17 protein-coding genes are annotated in these 21132 nt (G+C 67.3%); 6 read left to right on the top strand and 11 right to left on the bottom strand.

From position 1 onward, the window contains the following. Positions 1–7: 7 nt before the first annotated feature. The 8 genes from A0W70_RS11575 to def form a co-directional block, all read right to left on the bottom strand. On the bottom strand, positions 8–1459 hold the full coding sequence (locus A0W70_RS11575; protein ID WP_070989295.1) for a TrkH family potassium uptake protein: 1452 nt from the start codon (positions 1457–1459) through the stop codon (positions 8–10). 15 nt (positions 1460–1474) lie between these two features. After that, positions 1475–2848: a Trk system potassium transporter TrkA gene (gene trkA, locus A0W70_RS11570; RefSeq protein WP_070989294.1), complete on the bottom strand. Its 1374-nt coding sequence runs from the start codon at positions 2846–2848 to the stop codon at positions 1475–1477. A gap of 471 nt (positions 2849–3319) precedes the next feature. Beyond that, the gene (locus A0W70_RS11565; RefSeq protein ID WP_070989293.1) at positions 3320–4645 is read right to left on the bottom strand and encodes a sigma-54-dependent transcriptional regulator; all 1326 of its coding nucleotides are present in this window, start codon (positions 4643–4645) and stop codon (positions 3320–3322) included. Further along, positions 4642–6846 carry a sensor histidine kinase gene (locus tag A0W70_RS11560; protein ID WP_083330973.1) on the bottom strand — a complete coding sequence of 735 codons (2205 nt, stop codon included), beginning with the start codon at positions 6844–6846 and terminating at the stop codon, positions 4642–4644. The genes A0W70_RS11565 and A0W70_RS11560 overlap by 4 nt, the downstream gene beginning before the upstream one ends. Next, positions 6831–7406 (bottom strand): DUF4390 domain-containing protein, encoded by a 576-nt coding sequence (locus tag A0W70_RS11555; protein WP_083330972.1) that lies wholly within the window; start codon positions 7404–7406, stop codon positions 6831–6833. The genes A0W70_RS11560 and A0W70_RS11555 overlap by 16 nt, the downstream gene beginning before the upstream one ends. Further along, positions 7403–8743, bottom strand: a complete 1341-nt coding sequence (gene rsmB, locus A0W70_RS11550; protein WP_070989292.1) for a 16S rRNA (cytosine(967)-C(5))-methyltransferase RsmB — start codon at positions 8741–8743, stop codon at positions 7403–7405. Before rsmB ends, A0W70_RS11555 begins: the two co-directional genes overlap by 4 nt. After that, complete coding sequence (gene fmt, locus A0W70_RS11545; RefSeq protein ID WP_070989291.1) at positions 8722–9669, bottom strand: methionyl-tRNA formyltransferase; 948 nt, start codon at positions 9667–9669, stop codon at positions 8722–8724. The genes rsmB and fmt overlap by 22 nt, the downstream gene beginning before the upstream one ends. Before the next feature lie 19 nt (positions 9670–9688). After that, positions 9689–10213, bottom strand: a complete 525-nt coding sequence (gene def, locus A0W70_RS11540; protein ID WP_070989290.1) for a peptide deformylase — start codon at positions 10211–10213, stop codon at positions 9689–9691. 162 nt (positions 10214–10375) lie between these two features. Between def and A0W70_RS11535 the strand changes: the two genes are divergently transcribed. The 6 genes from A0W70_RS11535 to A0W70_RS11510 all read left to right on the top strand — a co-directional run bounded on the left by A0W70_RS11535 (position 10376) and on the right by A0W70_RS11510 (position 18508). Further along, the gene (locus tag A0W70_RS11535; protein WP_217495434.1) at positions 10376–11536 is read left to right on the top strand and encodes a LysM peptidoglycan-binding domain-containing protein; all 1161 of its coding nucleotides are present in this window, start codon (positions 10376–10378) and stop codon (positions 11534–11536) included. 13 nt (positions 11537–11549) lie between these two features. After that, positions 11550–12683, top strand: coding sequence for a DNA-processing protein DprA (gene dprA / locus A0W70_RS11530; protein WP_070989289.1), 1134 nt, complete (start codon positions 11550–11552; stop codon positions 12681–12683). A 127-nt stretch (positions 12684–12810) separates the two neighbouring features. Further along, positions 12811–15372, top strand: a complete 2562-nt coding sequence (locus tag A0W70_RS11525; RefSeq protein WP_070989288.1) for a DNA topoisomerase I — start codon at positions 12811–12813, stop codon at positions 15370–15372. Positions 15373–15381: 9 nt separating this feature from the next. Beyond that, positions 15382–15939 (top strand): L-threonylcarbamoyladenylate synthase type 1 TsaC, encoded by a 558-nt coding sequence (gene tsaC, locus A0W70_RS11520; RefSeq protein ID WP_070989287.1) that lies wholly within the window; start codon positions 15382–15384, stop codon positions 15937–15939. Positions 15940–15943: 4 nt separating this feature from the next. Beyond that, on the top strand, positions 15944–16867 hold the full coding sequence (gene hemF / locus A0W70_RS11515) for an oxygen-dependent coproporphyrinogen oxidase (RefSeq protein WP_070989286.1): 924 nt from the start codon (positions 15944–15946) through the stop codon (positions 16865–16867). 480 nt (positions 16868–17347) lie between these two features. Continuing rightward, complete coding sequence (locus A0W70_RS11510; RefSeq protein WP_070989285.1) at positions 17348–18508, top strand: NAD(P)/FAD-dependent oxidoreductase; 1161 nt, start codon at positions 17348–17350, stop codon at positions 18506–18508. Positions 18509–18582: 74 nt separating this feature from the next. Here A0W70_RS11510 and A0W70_RS11505 read toward each other — a convergent pair whose 3' ends face one another. The 3 genes from A0W70_RS11505 to A0W70_RS11495 form a co-directional block, all read right to left on the bottom strand. Then, positions 18583–19419, bottom strand: coding sequence for a class I SAM-dependent methyltransferase (locus A0W70_RS11505; protein WP_070989284.1), 837 nt, complete (start codon positions 19417–19419; stop codon positions 18583–18585). Positions 19420–19506: 87 nt separating this feature from the next. Further along, positions 19507–19833, bottom strand: coding sequence for a chaperone modulator CbpM (locus tag A0W70_RS11500; protein WP_139150846.1), 327 nt, complete (start codon positions 19831–19833; stop codon positions 19507–19509). Then, the gene (locus A0W70_RS11495) at positions 19830–20804 is read right to left on the bottom strand and encodes a DnaJ C-terminal domain-containing protein (RefSeq protein WP_070989283.1); all 975 of its coding nucleotides are present in this window, start codon (positions 20802–20804) and stop codon (positions 19830–19832) included. Before A0W70_RS11495 ends, A0W70_RS11500 begins: the two co-directional genes overlap by 4 nt. Positions 20805–21132: the final 328 nt, after the last annotated feature.

Here is a 21132-nt window from a genome sequence, read left to right as displayed (position 1 = left end):
ACGCTGCTCACCGGCGCCAGAAGTCCGGGGTCAACAGCACCAGGAAGGTGAAGATCTCCAGCCGCCCGAGCAGCATCGCCGCGCACAGCACCCACTTGGAAAACGCGTCCAGGGAACGGAAGTTGGAGGCGACCTCTCCAAGGCCCGGCCCCAGGTTGTTGAGCGTCGCGGCCATCGCCGAGAACGCGGTCACCTGACCGTGGCCCGCCGCCATCAGCAACAGCATGCCGACCGCGAAACAAAGGATATAGGTGGCGAAGAATCCCCACACGCCCTGGACGAGCTGGTCGTCGAGTGCCTTGTTGCCGATCTTCACGGCCACCCGCGCGCGCGGATGCACCAGGCGGGTCAATTCGCGCCGGCCCTGTTTGAACAGCAGCAGCACCCGGATGACCTTGAGGCCGCCGCCGGTCGAACTGGCGCAGGCACCGATAAAGCTGGCGAAGATCAGGAGTACGGGCAGGAAATCCGGCCAGTCGGCGAACGAAGCGGAGGTGAAACCGGTCGTCGTCGCGATCGACACGACCTGGAAGATCCCGTGGTGCAGGGTCTCGGGGAAGGTGTCGAAGGTATTCTCGATCGTCAGGTAACCGACCGTGATCACCGCCACGACGATCAGCAGCCTGAGGTACGTGCGGAACTCCGGGTCCAGCGCATAGGGCTTCAGACTGCGGCGGCGCATCGCAGCGAAGTGGAGCGCGAAGTTGGTCCCGCCCAGCACCATGAACACGACCGCGATCATCTCGATCAGGGCGCTGTCGAAGTGCCCCATACTCGCGTCGTACGTCGAGAATCCCCCGATCGCGACGGTCGAAAAACTGTGCCCGAGCGCATCGAACGGCGTCATGCCCGCGAGCCAGTAGGCGATCGCGCAGAGCCCGGTCAGACCGACATAGATGACCCAGAGGGCCTTGGCGGTCTCGGCGATCCGCGGCGTCAGCTTGTTGTCCTTCACGGGCCCCGGCATCTCGGCCCGGTACAGCTGCATACCGCCGATGCCGAGCATCGGCAGGATGGCGACCGCGAGCACGATGATGCCCATGCCCCCGAGCCACTGCAGTTGCTGGCGATAGAACAGGATCGAGCGCGGCAGGTTGTCGAGACCGACGATCACGGTCGACCCGGTGGTCGTGAGTCCGGATATCGCCTCGAACGCGGCGTCCGTGACCGAAAGGTCGGTCGCCGTCGACAGGATCAGCGGGAATGACCCCGCCAGACCGAGCGCGGTCCAGAACAGCGCCACCACGATGAACCCTTCGCGCAGACGCAGCCCCTGCCGCGCCCGCGACGCCGGCAACCAGACGGCGAGACCGAGCAGGAGAATGATCCCGAACGACTGCAGGAACGGCAGCCACGAACCGTCGCCGTCGATGAGTGCCACCAGCACCGGCGGCAGCATGGTGATACTGAACAGGATCAGCAGACCACCAAGGATTTTCTGGACGACGGCAAAATGCATCGGTGCGGACCGGAGTCAGACGAACGTCACGCTGACCTGGAACAGACGTTCCACATCCGGGATGCGGGTCTTGTCGATCAGGAACAGAATCACGTGATCCTCGGTGTGGATGATGACGTCGTCGTGCGCGATGATGACTTCGTTACCCCGCACCAGCGCACCGATGGTGGCACCCTTCGGCAACGGCACCTCGCAGATGCGCCGGCCGACGACCTTCGAGGTATGGCGGTCGCCATGCGCGATCGCCTCGATGGCCTCGGCGGCACCCCGCCGCAGCGAGTGCACGGCCACGACATCGCCGCGGCGGACATGGGCCAGCAGCGAACCGATCGTCACCTGCTGTGGCGAGATCGCGATATCGATGATGCCGGACTCGACCAGATCGACGTAGGCCGGGCGGTTGATCAGGGCCATGACCTTGGTCGCGCCCATGCGCTTCGCCAGCATCGCCGAGAGGATATTGGCCTCGTCGTCGTTGGTCAGCGCGCAGTACACGTCCATGTCATCGACGTTTTCCTCCAGCAGCAGTTCACGGTCGGCCGCATCGCCGTGCAGGACGATCGTGCGCTCCAGGTTTTCCGCCAGGTGGCGGGCCCGATCGGGGTTCGACTCGATCAGCTTGACCCGGAACTCCTTTTCCAGGCGCTCGGCCAGATTGCGGCCGATATTGCCGCCGCCGGCCAGCATGACCCGTTTGACCGGTTTGTCGAGGCGGCGCAGTTCCGACATGACCGCGCGGATATTCTTGCGCGCCGCGACGAAGAACACCTCGTCGTCGGCTTCGATCACGGTATCGCCGGTCGGGATGATGGCCCGGCCCTGCCGATAGATCGCCGCGACGCGATTGTCCACGTTGGGCATGTGCTCTTTCAGCGTGCGCAGTTCGTGGCCGACCAGCGGCCCGCCGTAGAACGCCTTCACGCCGACAAGCCGCACGGCCCCTTCGGCGAAATCAAGAACCTGCAGGGCCCCGGGGTATTCGATCAGGCGCCGGACATAGTTGGTGACCAGCAGTTCCGGCGTGATGCGCACGTCGATCGGGATCGCCTCCTGGGCGAACAGTTTGGGCTCCACCTGGTACTCGGCACTGCGCAGACGGGCGATCTTGGTCGGCGTATGGAACAGCGTATACGCGACCTGACAGGCGATCATGTTGACCTCGTCGCTGTTGGTCACGGCGAGGATCAGGTCGGCATCGTCCGCACCCGCCTGGCGCAGCACCCCCGGGTGCGAGGCGACCCCGGTCACCGTGCGCAGATCGAGCTTGTCCTGCAGCCCCTGCAGGATCTGGGGATTGATATCCACCAGCGTGATGTCGTTGTCCTCACTGGCGAGGTTGTGGGCGACCGAGGCCCCTACCTGACCTGCACCGAGGATGATGATCTTCATGGCTACCGCCTGGATTCCGATCGCCGCCGCCGCGGATGGCGCGGGATTGTACCTGTTTGTGGCCGCTGCGACGTTACCAGTGGTCGGAATGAAAGTCGCGCCGGGGTGCGGCGGGAGTCAAAACCGGTTTCTCGCCAAGACGCGGAGCACGCCAAGAAAGGCGAGATTGAGAGTGACGTCGGCCAGTTTGCGGCCGAAGGGAGCCAGCCGGTTTCAATACCCGTAGCGCTCTCGGCGCCGTTGGTTTCTACCGCAGAGGCGCGGCAACAACCGATGATTATCGGACGCTGAATACTCGTCCGCGGCACGAGACGTACGCGAGGCGTAACCGTCGACGCCCGTGTTTTTTTATCTCGCTTTTCTTGGCGCGCTCCGCGTCTTGGCGAGATACCGCTTTTGACTTTCTCCGCGCTCTTCGCGAACTCCGCGCCTCTGCGAGAAAAACGGACAGCGCCCGAAACCACCCGGAGTCTAGCTCTTGTCCCTGGCCCCGTACTCGATACCCAGGCTCTTGAGCTTGCGGTAGAGATGGGTGCGTTCCATGCCGACGCGCTGGGCGAGTTCCCCGATGCGTCCGCCGACGGCGCGGAGCTGATGCTGGAGGTAGGCGCGCTCGAACTGTTCACGCGCCTCGCGCAGGGGCAGATCCAGGGGCAGCGGCATGGTCGTCGCGGCGACGCCCACGCGCGGGCGCAGTTCAGCAAGGGCTTCGTCGACGGCCTTGGTATCGATATCGGTGCTCTCGCCGCGGGTGAGCAGGTGCCGGACCAGGCTGGCGAGTTCAGCGACGTTGCCCGGCCAGTCGTAGTGACGCAGCCGGTTCTGGGCGGCGACGGTGAAGCGGCGGTAGACGAGACCGTCGCGGGCGACCATCCGGTCGACGAAATGACTGAGCAGTTCCGGCAGATCCTCGGCGTGATCACGCAGCGCCGGCACGTGGACCACGGTCGCATTCAAGCTGTGGTAGAGATCCGCCCGGAAACGCCCCGCATCGACCAGCGTCGGCAGATCCTCGGCCGTCAGGGCCACGAGGCGCGGCGCTCCCGCCCCGCCACCCGGTTCAAGCCGCTCGAACAGGGCCGCCTGACCCGCCAGCGGGAGCTCGGCCAGATCATTGATCACCAGCGTGCCGCCCGCGGCGCGCTGCCATGCACCGTTGTCGCCGAACAGCGCGTCGACCGCCGCCGCACTGCCGACGGCCCCCAGGTCGAGTTCGATCCGGGGCTGCCGCGCCCGCTCCCCCTGCTCATGCAGGAGTGCGGCGGCCGTGCGTTTCCCGGTGCCGGGCTCGCCGCGCACGAGCACCGGCGTGGAACCGTGTGCCAGCCGCGCGATCCGATCGCGCAGGTCGACGACGCTCCGGCTCGTGCCGATCAGGTCGCGGCGCGGCGCGAGCGGAGCGCGTCCACCATCGCCCCCGCGCGCACTCACGCTCCCGAGGGCGTTGCGAACCGTGACCAGCAGCTTGGCCAGTGAGAGCGGCTTCTCGACGAAGTCGAATGCCCCGAGGCGAGTCGCCTCGACGGCCGTCTCTATGGTCCCGTGACCGGACATCATGATGACCGGGAATCCGGGCGCCTCCCCGCCGTGCCACTCGTTCAGCAACGTGATGCCGTCGACATCGGGCATCCAGATGTCGAGCAGGGCGATATCAGGATGATCCTCCCGGCGTGCGATCCGCGCGTGCTCCGCGTCCCCGGCCACGGTGACCGTGTAGCCTTCATCCTCGAGGATCTCGCGCAGCAGATCGCGGATGTCCGGTTCGTCATCGACAACGAGGACGCGTGCAGGGCTCATACGATCGCTCCATCGGCGGTGTGCGCGACTCGGGCGGGCAACCGGATACGGATCGATGCCCCGCCCTCCGGTCGGTTCTCGGCCTCGATCGACCCACCGTGTTCCTCGACGATGCGGCGCACGATCGACAGCCCCAGACCGCTGCCGCGTGATTTGCCGGTCATGTACGGCTCGAACAGACGAGTGATCATCTGGGCGGGGATGCCCTGCCCGGTATCGCTGACCCGCAGTTCGATGGCCGGACCGTCGTGTCCGTCCGCCGGCAGAAGCCGCGTCGCCACGGTGACCGGGCCCGTCGATTCGGCAGCACTCTGCGCCTCGAGTGCGTTCTTGATGAGATTATGGAGCACCTGACGCAGGCGCGATCGATCCGCATCGATCGGCGGCAACGGGTCGTCCACGGACAGCATGACACGGGCCCCATCCCCGGTGTCATAGAGGTCCACCACCTCGCGCACCAGCTCATTCAGGTCGACGACCGTGAAGTCCGCCGCCGGTGTGGACGCATAATCCGCGAAGGCGCGGACCATGGCCTTGAGCGCCTCGACCTGCTGCACGATGGTCCATGTGGAACGGTCGAGGAGCTCGGCATCTTCCTGCGGCAGGGTAGAGAGGAATCGATGGCGCAGGCGTTCGGCCGACAGCTGGATCGGCGTGAGGGGGTTCTTGATCTCATGCGCCAGGCGCCGCGCGACCTCGCTCCAGGCGGCCTCGCGCTGGGCCTGGACCAGCGCGGTGATGTCATCGAACACCACCACCCAGCCGCCCGCCAGGTCCTGCTGGTCCGGCAGCCGGGTGCCGCGGCAGACGATGATCTTGCGCCCCCGCTGGCCCGGCAGCTCGAACTCCTCGCGCCACTCGCCGCCGCCCCGCTCAACGTGCGGCATGACGACGTTCAGGAATTGCCCGAGCGCGGCGTGCTCGGCCGCCAGCCCGCTCAGCGGTTGCCCCGACAGGGGCGCGAGATCGACACCCAGGATCCGTGTCGAGGCCGCGTTTGCGGTCCGTAGCGCGCCCTCGGCATCAAGGGTCAGCACGCCGGTGGAGATCCGTTCGAGCACGGCCTCGAGGTACGCACGCTGGCTTTCCACCTCGAGGCGGCTGAGACGGGTCTGGTCGCGGGCGTCCGAGAGCCGCCGCGTCATTTCATTGAACGATTCGACGAGAAAGCCGAGTTCGTCACGGCCCGATGGCGGCAGGCGCGTGGCGTAGTTGCCCTGGGCCACTGCGCGGGTGCCTTCGCCCAGATTATGGATCGGCAGCATGAGCCGGCGCGCGGAATAGAAGGCGGCCCAGATCGCCGTGAGCACGGAGAGCCCCAGCGCCAGGGTCAGGGTCCCGATGTAGCTCGTCTTCAGCGGCTCGCGGAGATAGGTCAGCTGGCGGTATTTGCCGACGGCGGCCTGGACGTTTTCCGCCAGTGCATCGATCTCGTCGGGGACCGGATACAGCGCCTGCAGCACGCGCGGGTCGCCACCGGGGCTGCCGGCCGCCACCGGCACCACCACCCGCACATGCAGCCCCGCGCCGCGCACCGGATCGAGACCGATATACGGCTGGTTCTGGCGCAGCTGGGCAAGGATATCCGGCGTCGGACGCACCGGCACGACCTGGGCCATGTCATCGCTGCTGGTCGCGATCACGCGGTTGCCGTCGGAGAGCAGGGTCAATTGATTCGCGGTGGACCCGGCCTGGATATTCGACAGCAGCGGCACGGTCTGTTCATTCGTTACGTCATCCAGCCGCCCCGCCATCTGCTCGGTGACGCGCTGCAGCGTGCGCATCTGCAGACCGAGCGATTCCTTGGAGAGCGTCAACGCGTCGTCCAGAGCGCGCTCGACCTCGACATCGAACCAGGAGTCGATCCCGGAATTGATGAACTTCAGGGAGAACGAGAAAACGATCGTGACGGGCACCAGCGTCAGCACGATGAACATGGTCACCAGCTTGCCGGTCAGGCGCGCCCCGGCGGCACGCTCACGGAACTGGCGGGTCAGGTTCCAGATATTGACGCCGACCAGCAGACCGATGAACGCGAGCCCGACAATGTTGATGAACAGGATCAGGACATAAAAGCGGCCGAAGCGCTCATAGCTCTGGGCGAAGTTGCCGAGGACATACAGTGACAGCAGCAGCAGGACGAAGAGGCCGACCATCGGCCAGAACCCGGTCGCCAGCCGCTGGATTACTCGAATGACCATTCGCGCCAGTCCGTCTCCAGATACCAGGCGGCCGAGAACAGGGCGGCCGGCCGCAGCGGCAACGGGAGGGTATTGTGCTCGAGTCGCAGGCGCACATACCCGGTGTACCGGCCCGGATCGTCGAGCAGGACACGGTCCACGATCGGGAAGCCGATCAACTGGCCGATGAAGTCGAGCGCGGTGGGCAGGCGCGTAAAGCTGCGCCGCTCGCCGGTATTCAGATTGGTGACCAGGTACTGCAGACTCAGGGCGTGATATTCGAGCCGGTAGCGCTGCGTGACGTAGGCGACCTCGGCCTCCGGCCACCACCACGCGCGCTCACGCCCGATCTCGACCTCCCAGGCAAAGGTCAGCGCCACCCCGCTGTGGAGTGCGGTCACGACGGGCTCCGTGAGCTGGATCCGGGCCACGGAATCGAGCAGATAGACACCATCGACGACACGAACGCTCGCGCTGGGGCGACTGATGTCGCCCTCCGCCGCCCGGGCAGACGTCAGCTGCGTTCCGGCCACGGCGGCCAGCAGGGCGACATACGACAGCAGACGTCGGGATGCACTCATGGTTCGGCGCCGCCGCTCGCTACGCCACCGGCCCCGCTCGCCTGCAGACACGCATAGAAGAACCCATCCATCCCGGACTCCCCCGGCAGGATCTGTCGACCCGGGCCATCCGCTCGCCCCGCGCCGGGATCGATGGCGACCGGGACGGCGTCATCGTGACGCCGAAGAAACGCCTCGACCTGGTGCGCGTTTTCGCGCCGCAGGATGGAACAAGTCGCGTACAACAGCATACCGCCGGGGGCCAACAGCGGCCACAGCGCGTCCAGCAGGCGCGCCTGGGTCTGTACGAGGGCATCAATGTCCCGCGAGCGGCGCAGGAGTTTGATATCGGGGTGGCGGCGGATTACGCCGGTCCCCGAGCAGGGCGCATCGAGCAGGATCCGGTCGAAGGGGCGACCATCCCACCACGCGGCGGTCTCGGTGGCGTCCGCAACGATCACCTCGGCGGCGGCGGACAACCGCGCGAGCCCCTCCTGCAGACGCTCGGTGCGCGCGGGATCAGACTCGACGGCGACAATGTGGTCGGGCGCGGGCCGGATTTCGGCGAGATGGCCCGTTTTGCCACCGGGCGCGGCGCAGGCATCGAGCACGCGCCCGCCCGGCGGCACCGCGAGCAACAGGGTCGCCCACTGGGCCGCTTCGTCCTGGACCGAGACCAGCCCATCGGCAAACCCGGGCAGGCGCTCGACGGCGACCGGCGATTCGAGCGTCAAGGCGGCCGGGGCCCGTCCCGGTCGCGCCTCGATCCCGGCGGTGTGCAGACGCTCGATGTACGCATCACGCGTTACCCGGGCGAGATTCACGCGCAGGGTCATGGGCGGGCGAGCGGTGCCGCTGACGGCGATGTCGGGCCACTCCCGTGGCCAGTCATGCGCCAGTTCCTCCGCCAGCCATTCGGGCCAGCCGTGCGCTTCGCGCGGGTCATCGGGCACCGACAACGCATCGGGATCGCGGAGCACACCCCGCAGCACGCCATTGATCAGGCCACGCGCCCACCCCTTGCCGAGGGCGCCAGCGGCCTCCACCGCGCCATTGACCGCGGCATGCGAAGGGGTGCGCATCATGGCGATTTCGTACAGGGCTGCCAGCAGCAGGGCCTCGAGGTCACGATCGCGCGGCTTGAACGGCCGACGCAGGCGCGCCCGCAACAGGGGTTCGAAACGCAGTCGGAAACGGACGGCCCCGTAGGCCAGTTCCTGCAGCAGCGCGCGCTCACCCTCCTCGACCCGCGGCCGGATCCGTTCCAGCGCAGCGTCCAGTGAGCGGCCGTCCGCGATGCCCGCCAGCACCTGCGCGGCGCCGGCGCGCGCGGGGATCAGTCGCTGTCGAGCCGGCATCCCTGCAGCCTCCGCGCGTTGGCGAAATCAGCCGCCGGCATGGCCCGCCGACCGGCGGGCTGGACACGCAGCAGGCGCAGCACACCGTCGCCCGTGGCGACGTCGATGCCATCGCGGCCAGCGGCCACCACCGTGCCGGGCGCCTGATCGGTTTTCTGGTCTGCCAGAACCTCGGCCGCATGGATGCGCAGCGGCCCCTCTTCCAGCGGGGCCCAGGCCCATGGCCACGGCTGCAGGGCGCGCACCGCACGCGCGATCGCCGCGGCCGACAATGACCAGTCGATCCGCCCTTCGGCTCGGCTCAACTTGGCCGCATACGTTACCCGCGCCGGATCCTGTTCGCGCGCGGCGGCCAGGTATACCGGCGGGTCCTGCAGGACTTTCGCCAGCGCCTCCGCGCCGAGCAACGCGAGACGATCGTGCAGGGTCGCCGCGGTCTCTTCATCCGCGATCGCACAGCGCTGCTCGAGCACCACCGGCCCCGCGTCCATGGCCGGCACCATCCGGATCACGGACACGCCGCTTTCGTCGTCTCCGGCGAGCAGCGCACGGGCGATGGGTGCCGCGCCGCGCCAACGCGGCAACAGCGAGCCGTGGACATTGATCGCGCCCTGACGCGGGTAGTCCAGTACTTCGCGCGGGAGGATCTGCCCGAAGGCGACGACGATCAGCAGATCGAGCCCGGCCGGGCCGGCGACCGCTTCCAGATCGGGCACCGTCAGGTTATCGGGCTGGCGCACCGGGACGCCCGCTTCGACCGCGGCCTCTTTGACCGGCGGCGGGGTCAGCCGGCGGCCCCGGCCGGCCGGACGGTCGGGCTGGGTGAAAACGGCCACGAGTTCATGCCCCGAGTCGAGTACCGCCCGGAAAGCGGGCATGGCGAACTCGGGGGTGCCGGCGAATGCGATCCGCAGGGGTCGATTCATACCTGGCGGGCCAAACCCGTCAGCCCGCGGCGCGGCGGCTGTCGCCGTCGCGCCGCCGCTGTTTCAGCAGGCGCTTCTCAATGCGCTGACGCTTGAGCATGGACAGGCGATCGATGAACAGGCGGCCATCCAGATGATCCACTTCGTGCTGGATACAGACCGCCAGCAGACCGTCCGCCTGCAGTTCGTATGCGTTGCCGTCCCGATCCAGCGCGCGCAGGGTCACGCACTCGGGACGGGTCACTTTCTCGAACACGCCCGGGATCGACAGGCACCCCTCCTCGGAGGTTTCGCTGCCCTCCGGGGCGAGAATCTCCGGATTGATCAGCACCAGCGGATCATCCTTCGACTCGGATACGTCGATGACGGCGATCCGACGGTCGCTACCGACCTGGGTCGCAGCCAAACCGATTCCCGGCGCCGCGTACATCGTCTCCAGCATGTCGTCGACGAGCGCCCGCACCTCGTCATCAACGGCATCCACGGGAGCCGCCTTGTGACGCAGGTACGGATCCGGGTACTGCAAAATATCCAGTGTGGCCATGGGTTCCGAGCCGAATTTCAGGTAGATTTACAGGTCAAAGACTTAACTGCAGGATACCGCAGCGGCTTACTATGGGCACACCATGCCCGGTCGCGCGCCTACACCCGCAGCGGGTATTCTGGACAATAATGCGCTCGAATTCACGGCGCGAGGGAGAGACCGGTGACCGATCGACCGTCCATCGATGCGTTGCGTACCGCCCTGATTGCGCTGGCACTGGCACTGATTGCCGGCTGCGCATCGCAGAAACCGGAGCCGACCGACGAACCGGCGGCCGAACCCGCCCAATCGGAACCGGAGCCTGCTCTCAAAACCGAGCCCAAGGTCACCCGCGAGGACGTAAAACCCTCGCACCCCGTGCGTTATACCGTGAAACGCGGCGACACGCTCTGGGATATCGCGGCCATGTTCCTCCGCGATCCATGGGTATGGCCGGAGATCTGGAGTGTCAACCCGCAGATCGAGAACCCGCATCTGATTTACCCCGGCGACATCATCACGCTGGCCTTCCGCGACGGCGAGCCACGCCTGATCGTCGAACGCCCGGGCATGCCCGAGGGCGGCGACGGGTACGAGAAACTGGAACCGCAGGTCCGGGAGCGCTCGCTCGACGAAGCGATCCCGAGCATCCCCGCTGACGCCATCCGCCAGTTCCTGAACCGCCCGCGGGTGGTCACCGCCGAAGAGCTCGAGCGCGCGCCCTATATCGTCGGCAACTACGAAGGGCGCCTGATCAGCGGTGAGGGCAACGACGTGTTCGCGCGTGGATTCGAGGGCAGTGAGCCGGATGCCGACCGGTACAACGTCTATCGCCCGGGCGACCCGCTGCGCGAACCGGATACCGGTGAAATCCTCGGCTACGAAGCGCTCTATGTCGGCAAGGCGGCGGTGCGCCAGGGCGGCGACCCCGCGCGCCTGCACCTGACCGAGTCCACCCGCGAGATCCTGCGCGGTGACCGCCTGATGCCGGCGGACCGCCAGTTCGCACGCGGCGAATACATCCCGCGGCTGCCCGACGAGCGCGTCGACGCGCAGATCATCCAGCTCTTCGACGCCATCTCCCAGGTGGCGACCAACCAGGTCGTCGTCCTCAACCATGGCGAGACGGACGGGGCCGAGGTCGCCGACGTCCTCGCGGTCATGCAGAGCGGCGGCACCGTGCAGGACCCGTACGCCAGCGCTGAGGGCACGGAGACCGTCGAACTGCCGCCGCAGCGGGTCGGGACGCTCATGATCTTCCGGACCTTCGAGCGCGTGAGTTACGGACTCATCCTCGACGCCACCCAGTCGATCCGGCTCAACGACACCGCCACCAATCCCTGATCCCGGAGACTCCATGGAAGGTGTCGACGGCTGGCTGCGGATCGTCCATGCGCCGGGCGTGGAGCCCGTACGCGCGCGCGAACTGCTGGAACGATTCGGCTCGCCCGCCGGGATCGCCACGGCCTCGGGCGATCAGCTCGCGGCCGCTCGCATACCCGCCCCGGCGATCGAGGTGCTGCAGCGGCGCACCACGCCCGCCGGCATCGAGCGCGACCTGGAGTGGGCCGCGGCCGATCACGCCCGCTACCTGATCCCGCTCGACGACCCGCGCTACCCGGGCGCGCTCGCCGGTATCGGCGATCCGCCCCCGGTGCTGTACGTGCTCGGGGACCCCGAGGTCCTCAATATGCCGGGCCTCGCGGTCGTGGGTTCACGCCACCCCACCCCGTCCGGTCGCGAGACCGCATACGACTTTGCGCGCCACCTGGCCGGCGCCGGCCTCGTCATCGCCAGCGGCCTCGCACTCGGCATCGACGGCGCCGCCCACGAGGGGGCGCTGGCCGGCGGCGGGATCACCTGCGCCGTGGCCGGCACCGGCCTCGACCGGATCTATCCCGCCCGCCACGCCGATCTCGCGCGTCGCATCGCCGTCGAGGGGGCTCTCGTCTCGGAGCTGCCGATCGGCACCCGCCCCTCGCGCGAGGCCTTCCCGCGCCGCAACCGGATTCTGGCCGGGAACAGCATCGGTACGCTCGTGGTCGAGGCGGCCGTGCGCAGCGGCTCGCTGATCACGGCGCGACTCGCGCTGGAGCAGGGTCGCGAGGTATTCGCCATCCCGGGCTCGATCCACAATCCGGTAGCGCGGGGCTGTCACCGGCTGATCCGCCAGGGGGCAAAACTGGTCGAGACCGGGGATGACGTGCTGGAAGAAATCGCCAACCTGCTGGGCGACCATTGGCGCCTTGCGTCGCCCGCGGCCGCTGACGAGGATGTTCAGGAGAAAGGAGCCGGCGGGAGCGCGCCCTCCCATGCACAAGACCCGGAATACGGCCGCCTGCTCGCCTGCGTCGACTGGGAACCGCGCGGCGTGGATGAGCTCGCGGCGGCCAGCGGACTGGATACTTCGGCGGTCGCGTCCATGCTGCTGCGGCTGGAACTGGAGGGGGCCATACGGGTCGCGCCGGGCGGGCTGTATCAGCGGGCGTGAATGCCCCGTCATGCGGTCGGGATTGGAAATCCGCATCCACGCCTCTAGACTGACCCCCACTTCCGGCCCCGCCTCATCCCATGCGTGTCCGGATCCGCGCCCGCGCGCCGACTATTGAACGGTATCCATGGCCAGCAATCTCGTCATCGTCGAATCGCCCGCCAAGGGCAAGACCATCAAGAAGTACCTCGGCAAGGATTTCGAGGTCATGGCGTCCTATGGGCATGTGCGCGACCTCGTGCCGAAAGAGGGCGCGGTCGATCCCGAGCACGGCTTCGAGATGCACTACCAGGTCATCGAGCGCAACGAACGCCACGTGCAGGCGATCGAGCGGGCGCTGAAAAAGGCGGACCGGCTGGTACTGGCGACTGACCCGGACCGCGAAGGCGAGGCCATTTCCTGGCATCTGACCGAACTGCTGCGCGAGCGCAACAGCCTCGGCGACAAGGCCGTCGACCGGGTCGTCTTCCACGAGATCACCAAGGGCGCCATCCAGCAGGCCGTCGAGCATCCGCGCGGCCTCTCCATGGAGCTGGTCAACGCGCAGCAGGCGCGGCGCGCGCTCGATTATCTGGTCGGCTTCAAGCTCTCGCCGCTGCTGTGGAAGAAGATCCGCCGCGGCCTCTCCGCCGGCCGCGTGCAGAGCCCCGCGCTGCGCATGATCACCGAGCGCGAGACCGAGATCGAGGCGTTCGTGCCGCAGGAGTACTGGTCGGTCGAGGCCGCGCTCGCGAAAGGCGAGGAGCCCGTCAGCGCCAAACTGGTACGCCTGGACGGACGCAAATTCGAGCAGTTCACGCTGACGGACGAGGATGGCGCCACGGCGGCGAAGGGCCGTATCCTCGACGCCGCGGATGGCGCGCTGATCGCGCAGTCGGTCGACAAGAAGCAGCGCAAGCGCAATCCCGCACCGCCGTTCACGACCTCCACCCTGCAGCAGGAGGCCTCCCGCAAGCTGGGCTTCTCGGCCTCGCGCACGATGCGCGTCGCCCAGTCGCTGTATGAGGGCGTCGATACCGGCGAGGGCCAGGTCGGCCTGATCACCTACATGCGGACCGACTCGGTCACATTGGCCGAAGATGCGCTCAATGAATTGCGCGAACTGATCGCCGGCCGCTATGGCGCGGACAACCTCCCCGAGAAGGCGCGCCGGTACAAGACCAAATCCAAGAACGCCCAGGAGGCGCACGAGGCGATCCGCCCGACCTCCGCGAAACGTCTCCCGGAGAGTATCCGCAACCGGCTGACCTCCGATCAGGCGCGCCTCTATGACCTGATCTGGAAGCGCACGGTCGCCTGCCAGATGATCCACGCCACCATGGACACGGTCGCGGTCGAACTGATCCCCGCCGGCAATGCCGTGGGAGCGAGCATAGCGCCCGACCGCGATCACGCCTTCCGCGCCACCGGCTCGGTCGTCCGTCACGCGGGCTTCATGACGGTCTATCGCGAGGACCGCGACGACAGTAAATCCGATCCCGACGCCGAACGGCGACTGCCGGAAATCGCCGAGGGCGATCGGCTGCCGCTGAACGACGTCGTGCTCGAGCAGCACTTCACGGAACCACCGCCGCGCTACACCGAGGCGAGCCTGGTCAAGGCACTCGAGGAATACGGCATCGGTCGGCCGTCGACCTATGCCAGCATTATCTCGACGCTGCAGGACCGCGAGTACGTCGAGATCGAGAGCCGGCGGTTTTTCCCGACCGATGTCGGCCGCGTGGTCGCGCGGTTCCTGACGAACCATTTCCACGATTATGTCGATTACGAGTTCACCGCTCGCCTGGAAGATGAGCTCGACGCGGTAGCCCGGGGCGAGCAGGACTGGGTGCCGCTGCTGGAAAGCTTCTGGGAACCGCTGCAGGAACGGATCGCGGAGAAACAGGAAACGGTCAGTCGCGAGGAGGCCATCCAGGCACGCGAACTCGGCACCGACCCGAAGACCGGACGGCCGGTGAGCGCGCGCATGGGCCGCTATGGCCCGATCGTGCAGCTCGGCACGCGCGACGACGAGGAGAAACCGAAGTTCGCCGGCCTGCGCCCCGGCCAGAAAATGGACACCATCACCCTGGAGGAGGCGCTGCCGCTGTTTGATCTCCCCCGCGACCTCGGCGAGACCGAGGACGGTGAAGAGATGCAGGCGAGCATCGGCCGCTTCGGCCCGTACGTGCGTTTCGGCAGCCGCTTCGTTTCGCTCAAGGGCGACGACGACCCCTATACGGTCACGCCGGAACGGGCCCGTGAACTCGTGCGCGAGAAGAAAATCGCGGACGCCAATCGCATCATCAACACGTTCGAGACCGACGATGGCACCACCGTCCAGGTCCTCAACGGGCGGTTCGGCCCCTACGTCACGAATGGTCAGAAGAACGCCAGCGTGCCGAAAGAAGAAGTGCCGGCGGAGCTCACCCTGGAACGCTGCCAGGAATTGATCGCCGCCGCACCCGATCGCAAACGCGGCAAAAAGAAAGCGGCGGCCAAAAAGGCCGCGGCGAAGAAGACGGCCTCGAAGAAAAAGAGCGCATCAAAGAAAAAAGCGGCCTCGAAAAAGAAGTCGAGTGCGAAGAAGAAGTCGGCCGCCAAAAAGAAGAGTGCCTCTAAGAAAAAGGCTGCCGCCAAGAAGAAAACGGCGGCGAATGCCGGCGGCACCAGCGTGGCGGCCGCTCGCAAACAGGCCTCCGGCGGCTGAGCACGGGCTTTGACGGACGCACCGGCGTACGATCGTGCAGTAGCGGCACTCCGCCGCGGCGGCATCGTCGCCTACCCCACCGAAGCGGTGTACGGCCTTGGCTGCGACCCGGCCAATGCCGCGGCGGTCGCCCGTCTGCTGGATCTCAAACAGCGTCCGCAGAGCAAGGGTCTGATCCTGATCGCCGCCGATGAAGCGGCGCTGCAGCCCTGGCTGGCGCCAATCGACGTGACGACCGAGGCGCGTATCGGCCCCACCTGGCCGGGACCGACGACCTGGCTGCTCCCGACCGCCGCGGATTGCCCGGAATTCCTGCGCGGTGAACACGAAACCCTGGCCGTGCGGGTGACCGCGCATCCGATCGCCGCTGCACTCTGTCGGGCGTGGGGCGGCGCCCTGGTATCGACCAGCGCCAACCGGAGCGGGGGCGAGCCGGTACGCGACGCCACGTCCGCCCGGGAACTGTTCGGCGCCGGTGTCGATGCCGTGGTTGAAGGCGCGGTCGGTGACCTTGACCGCCCAACCCCGATCCGCGACGCCCGCACCGGGCGAACCCTGCGCGAGTAAACCCATGAGCGAAACCATTCCGCGGGCCGCGATCCACGCGTGGCTGCTGGACCTGCAGGATCGTATCTGCGACGCCCTCGGTGGGCGCGATGGCACCCCGTTCGATCAGGATGAATGGCAGCGCGAAGCCGGTGGCGGCGGACGCAGCCGTGTCCTGAGTGACGGGCCCCTGTTCGAACGGGCCGGGGTGAATTTCTCCCATGTAATGGGTGACGCCCTGCCGCCGTCGGCCAGCGCGCAGCGCCCCGAGCTGGCCGATCGCCCGTTCGAGGTCATGGGCGTATCGCTGGTCGTGCATCCGCGCAGCCCGTACGTGCCGACCTCGCACATGAACGTGCGCGTATTCATCGTCGGCGATCCGGATGCGCCCGATGCCTGGTGGTTCGGCGGCGGTTTCGACCTGACGCCGTATTACCCCTTCGAGGCCGACTGCATGCACTGGCACGCCACCGCCCGCCGTGCATGCCGTGCCCTGGGCGACGACGCGTACCGTGAATACAAGCGCTGGTGTGACGAGTACTTCCATATCCGCCACCGCGGCGAGGCACGCGGGATCGGCGGCCTGTTCTTCGATGACCTGAACAGCCCCGACTTCGCCACCTGCCATCGCTTCTGGCAGGACGTCGGCGAGGGCTACCTCGATGCCTATCTGCCGATCGTCGACGCCCGCCGCATGTACACGTGGGGCGAACGCGAGCGCGACTTCCAGCTCTACCGCCGGGGGCGCTACGTGGAATTCAACCTCGTATACGACCGCGGCACGCTGTTCGGCCTGCAATCCAACGGCCGCACCGAATCGATCCTGATGTCGCTGCCGCCAGAGGTGCGCTGGCGCTACGACTGGCATCCCCAGCCCGGCACGCCCGAAGCCGAGCTGTACGACCGTTTCCTGCCGCCACGGGATTGGCTCGGGTTAGAGGAAAGCTGAAACGCTCGTCCGTCGGTTCTCGCCAAGGCGCCAAGGGCGCAAAGGAACGCAAAGGCAAGGAAAAGGCGGGATCACGCAGAGTCGCGGAGGTCGCAGAGCAAATCGGTGAAAGAGCAAGCCGAGGCCGTCACGCCTTTGTACTTCTCCGCGATCTCCGCGATCCCTGCGGCTCTGCGTGAGATCGTTTTTCCTTTTCAATGTGCCTTGGCGTTCCTTTGCGCCCTTGGCGCCTTGGCGAGAACCCCGGACGTGCATCCGCAGGAATCCATAACGCGGGGACGCGGAAGGCTGTCCCGGATACCCGATCCCACGGCAACGTACAGGGGTAAGGCATGCCCTCGGTTCAGGGCACCAATTGTCCCCGTGCATGGCGCTTGCGGGAACCGTATTGCGCCCCGGCACGCCACGGCTCACCATGGCGCGCCGGCTCGCGGCCGCCCGCCGCCGTAGCCCGATCGCAGCCAACATGAGGAGCCCCGCATGCAGCCCGTCGTCATCGTCGGTACCGGCCACGCCGGCTACGCCGCAGCCCGTGAATTCCGCAAACACGACACCACCACGCCGCTGGTGATGGTCACGGCGGACGACGGTACGAGCTATACGAAACCGATGCTCTCGAATGCGATGGCGCGCGGGAAGACGCCGGCGGAACTCGCCCAGGCCAGCGCCGAAGAAATGGGGCAACAGCTCGACGCCCGCATGATCACGCACGCGCGCGTCGCCTCGATCGACGCCCCGAACCGCCGCCTGCATCTCAGCGACGGCAGTGAACTGGAAGCGGCGAAGATCGTTCTGGGTATCGGTGCGAACCAGATCGATCCCCACCTGCCAGGCGAGGGCGCCGACGATGTCCTGGCGGTCAACGATCTGGACAGCTATGCGCAGGCGCGAGAAGCGCTCGAACAGGGGCACCGGGTGGTGCTGATCGGGGGTGGCCTGATCGGCTGCGAGTTCGCCAACGACTGGGTAAACGCGGGCTATGAGGTCACCATCATCGAGGCACTCGACTACCCGATGGGCCGGGCGCTCCCGCCGCAGGCGGGTACCGCCCTGCGCTCGGCGCTGACCGGGGCCGGCGTGAACGTGGTGACCGGCCGCAAGGTCACGGCGGTCGAGCGCGACGGCGATACCCTGGTGGTCGTCGATGACGCCGGCGAACGCCACCCGGCGGACGTCGCCGTGCGCGCCCTCGGCCTGCGCCCGCGCACCCGCCTTGCCGAGGACGCCGGTATCGAGGTCGGCAACGGGATCCGCACGGACCGCCAACTGGAAACCTCGGCGAGCGGGATCTACGCCCTCGGGGACTGCGCCGAGGTCGACGGCCTCGTCCTGCCGTTCGTGATGCCGATCAGCAACGCCGCGCGTGCGCTCGGCCCCACACTGGCGGGCACGGACACCGAGGTGCATTACCCGGTTATGCCGGTCATCGTGAAGACGCCGTGTTGCCCGATCCAGTTCTACGCGCCACCGACCGGCGTCGCGGGCGAGTGGCATGAGGAAGAGGCCGATGGCGGGGGAATCCGCGGCCTGTTCCACGATCACGAGGGGCAGGCGCGCGGGTTCGTGCTCACCGGTCCAGCCGTCGCCCAGAAGGCGGAGCTGGTAAAACAGGTCCCGGGCTGGTTCGATAACCGGTACTGATTACCGCGCGACCGGGGTGTTGCAGCCCCGGCCCGCATCCATGGGCGTTCGGAGACATTCAGGGGCCGGGGGCGTTACGGCACCGGTTCACCGATGATCCAGCTGATCCGATAGCGTCCGATATAGCCCCGCGCGGAGGTCGAGCCGGTCCGCCAGCGGTACCCCTCCCGGTCGAGCGAGGCCGCGAGGGTCGCCAGTTCCGCGGGGGTGTAGGTCCGCCAGCACGAAACGAAGGTATCCCAGGCGAAACACAGCGGCGCCAGCGGCAGGACATACGTGAAAAACAGCCGCCGCGCCGAACAGCGGGGAAGAAACGGCGTCAGCACGAAACTCGACAGGAGCATCGCCAGCGGCAGGGTCACCAGGCTCAGGGGCGTTCGCTCCTGGACTTCGAACGCGGCGATCGGGACGTTGCGCGCCGCGGCATCTCCGAGGATCCCACGCACCTCATCCGGATTGAAGTGGTGCAATGCGGTGAACAGCGTCCTGTATCCCGAGGGCGAATCGGGGCATGCCAGGGCGTCGACCGGCTCCTCGAGATAATCGATCGCCTCGCCCGAGCAGGCCCGCGCTCGCCGCAGCGCTGCCGGATCGGGGTGCAGATCCGTCAGCGTGACGTGATGGGGATGCCCGGCCGTCTCGTCGAGTATCGGCAACAATGCCGGGAACGGCCCACCGCCGCCGGAACACAGATCGACGATGTGCTCGTAGCCCGTGCGCCGCAGCGATTCACCCAGCACCGGGGCCACCGGCGGGAATGCCCAGCGGGCATGGAACGCGAGATGATCCGTCATGAAGCGGCGCAACACGGCCGGCAGCCAGCGCGCATCACCCCATTCGAACAGGTGCCGCCGCCGCAGGGATGGAATCCCTCGAACCCGGTCACCGGCTATCGCGATCGAAACGGTCATCTGACCCAACCCTCGGGCACGGTCACCCGGCGGCCGATGCACGGCCCCCAGGGGCCTGCTGTATCACCTGCGTACCCGCCGCGGCGATCAGACGCTGCGATCGCCTTCGAGACGATGCAGCCGCCGCCGCAGTTCCGCGAGTTCCTCGATCAGATCGAGTGCCAGCGCGGCACCGGCCGGCTCTACGCTGAGGTCCCGATGCAGGCGCACGGCGCGTTGCAACCGTATAAGCGAGTGCGGCGGAAACCGCCACTCGTTCGGTCGACGCCCCGCATGCGGTTCGATCACGCCTACCTCGACGAGTTCAATCACGTAGTCCGCTTCGATATCGCAGGCCTGGCAGAGTTCCCGCAGACCCACCGACTCGAGCGCCTCGAGCAGTTCCGCTTCGATTGGCGGTTCATCCCGTGTCATGCGGCCCTCCCGAACAGTCCGGCGCGGGGATCGAATGCCATCTGGTCGCGCATGCGTTCGTACAGCTCGCGATCTTCGTCGGACTCCGGTTTCGGCGCCACGATCCGCAGATGCAGATACTGGTCACCGGGCGGCGAACCGGGCAGTCCGCGGCCCTTGAGGCGCAGTCGCTGCCCGCTGCGGGCGCCGGCCGGGATACGCATATCCACCTCCCCGCCCAGGGTCGGCACCTTGACGGTCGCCCCGAGCGCCGCCTCCCATGGTGCGATGGGCAGATCGAGATGGATATCCCGCCCATCCGGCCGGAACAGCGCATGTGGACGCAGATGGATCTCGAGGTAGAGATCGCCGGCCGCGCCGCTGCCGACACCGCTACCGCCCTGACCGGACAGGCGGATCTGCTGGCCATCGGTGACCCCGGCCGGGATGCGGACATTCAGGCTGCGCGGACGTGCCTGCACGTTGCCACGGGCCGTCGTCTCCGACGATTGCAGGGTGATCGTGTGTTTACCACCGGTGTAGGCCGTCTCCAGCGGGATTTCCACCCGCGCGGTGTGGTCCTGTCCGCGCCCATGAAAACCGCCGGCGGGGCCACCGCCACGGAAGCCGCGCGCGCCACCACCGGCGGCGGCACGGCCGAACAGGCTCTCAAAGAAATCCGAGAACGCCCCGGCATCACCGCCGGTGAAACCGCCGCCACCGAAATCGAAATGCTGCTCCCAGTCAGGCGGCGGCCGGAAGTCCTGCCCCTGGTGGTGGCCCTGGCCGAGCTGGTCATAGGCGGCCCGTTTCTCCGGATCCTTCAGGACCTCGTAGGCTTCCTGCAGTTCCTGGAATTTCGACTCGGCGTCCGTCTCGCTGCTGACGTCGGGATGATATTTGCGCGCCAGCTTGCGATAGGCGCGTTTGATGTCATCGGCCGATGCATCGCGCTCGACGCCAAGGATGCTGTAGTAGTCCTTGTATTCCACGAGTACCCCGGACCTCCCTCGCTGGTATTCCGTGCGGATCGATTCGATAGTCTTCCCTGTAGATAGGTGCGGGTGGGGTTTGGTTCAAGCGGGAGGGAAGAAAGGGCTGAGGGCCAAGGGCCAAGGGCCAAGGGCCAAGGGCCAAGGATTGTGTAGACCTGCTTTGTCCGGCGCCCGTCATATTTCAGATGTGCACCGGCCTCCGCCGCCGGGGAATGCCGGCATTGCGCGGTGACATTGTCCGGGCCGGGATCCAACGTCGCGGACCGCGCAAAGCCGGCCTACGTCCTCGGTCCTCGGTCCTCGGTCCTCGGTCCTCGGCCCTTCG

Origin of the sequence: Halofilum ochraceum (genome assembly GCF_001614315.2) — a bacterium.
Lineage (GTDB): Bacteria > Pseudomonadota > Gammaproteobacteria > XJ16 > Halofilaceae > Halofilum > Halofilum ochraceum.
The sequence above is the reverse complement of the archived record's forward strand: the minus strand, read 5'-3'. Positions and strand labels throughout refer to the sequence as shown.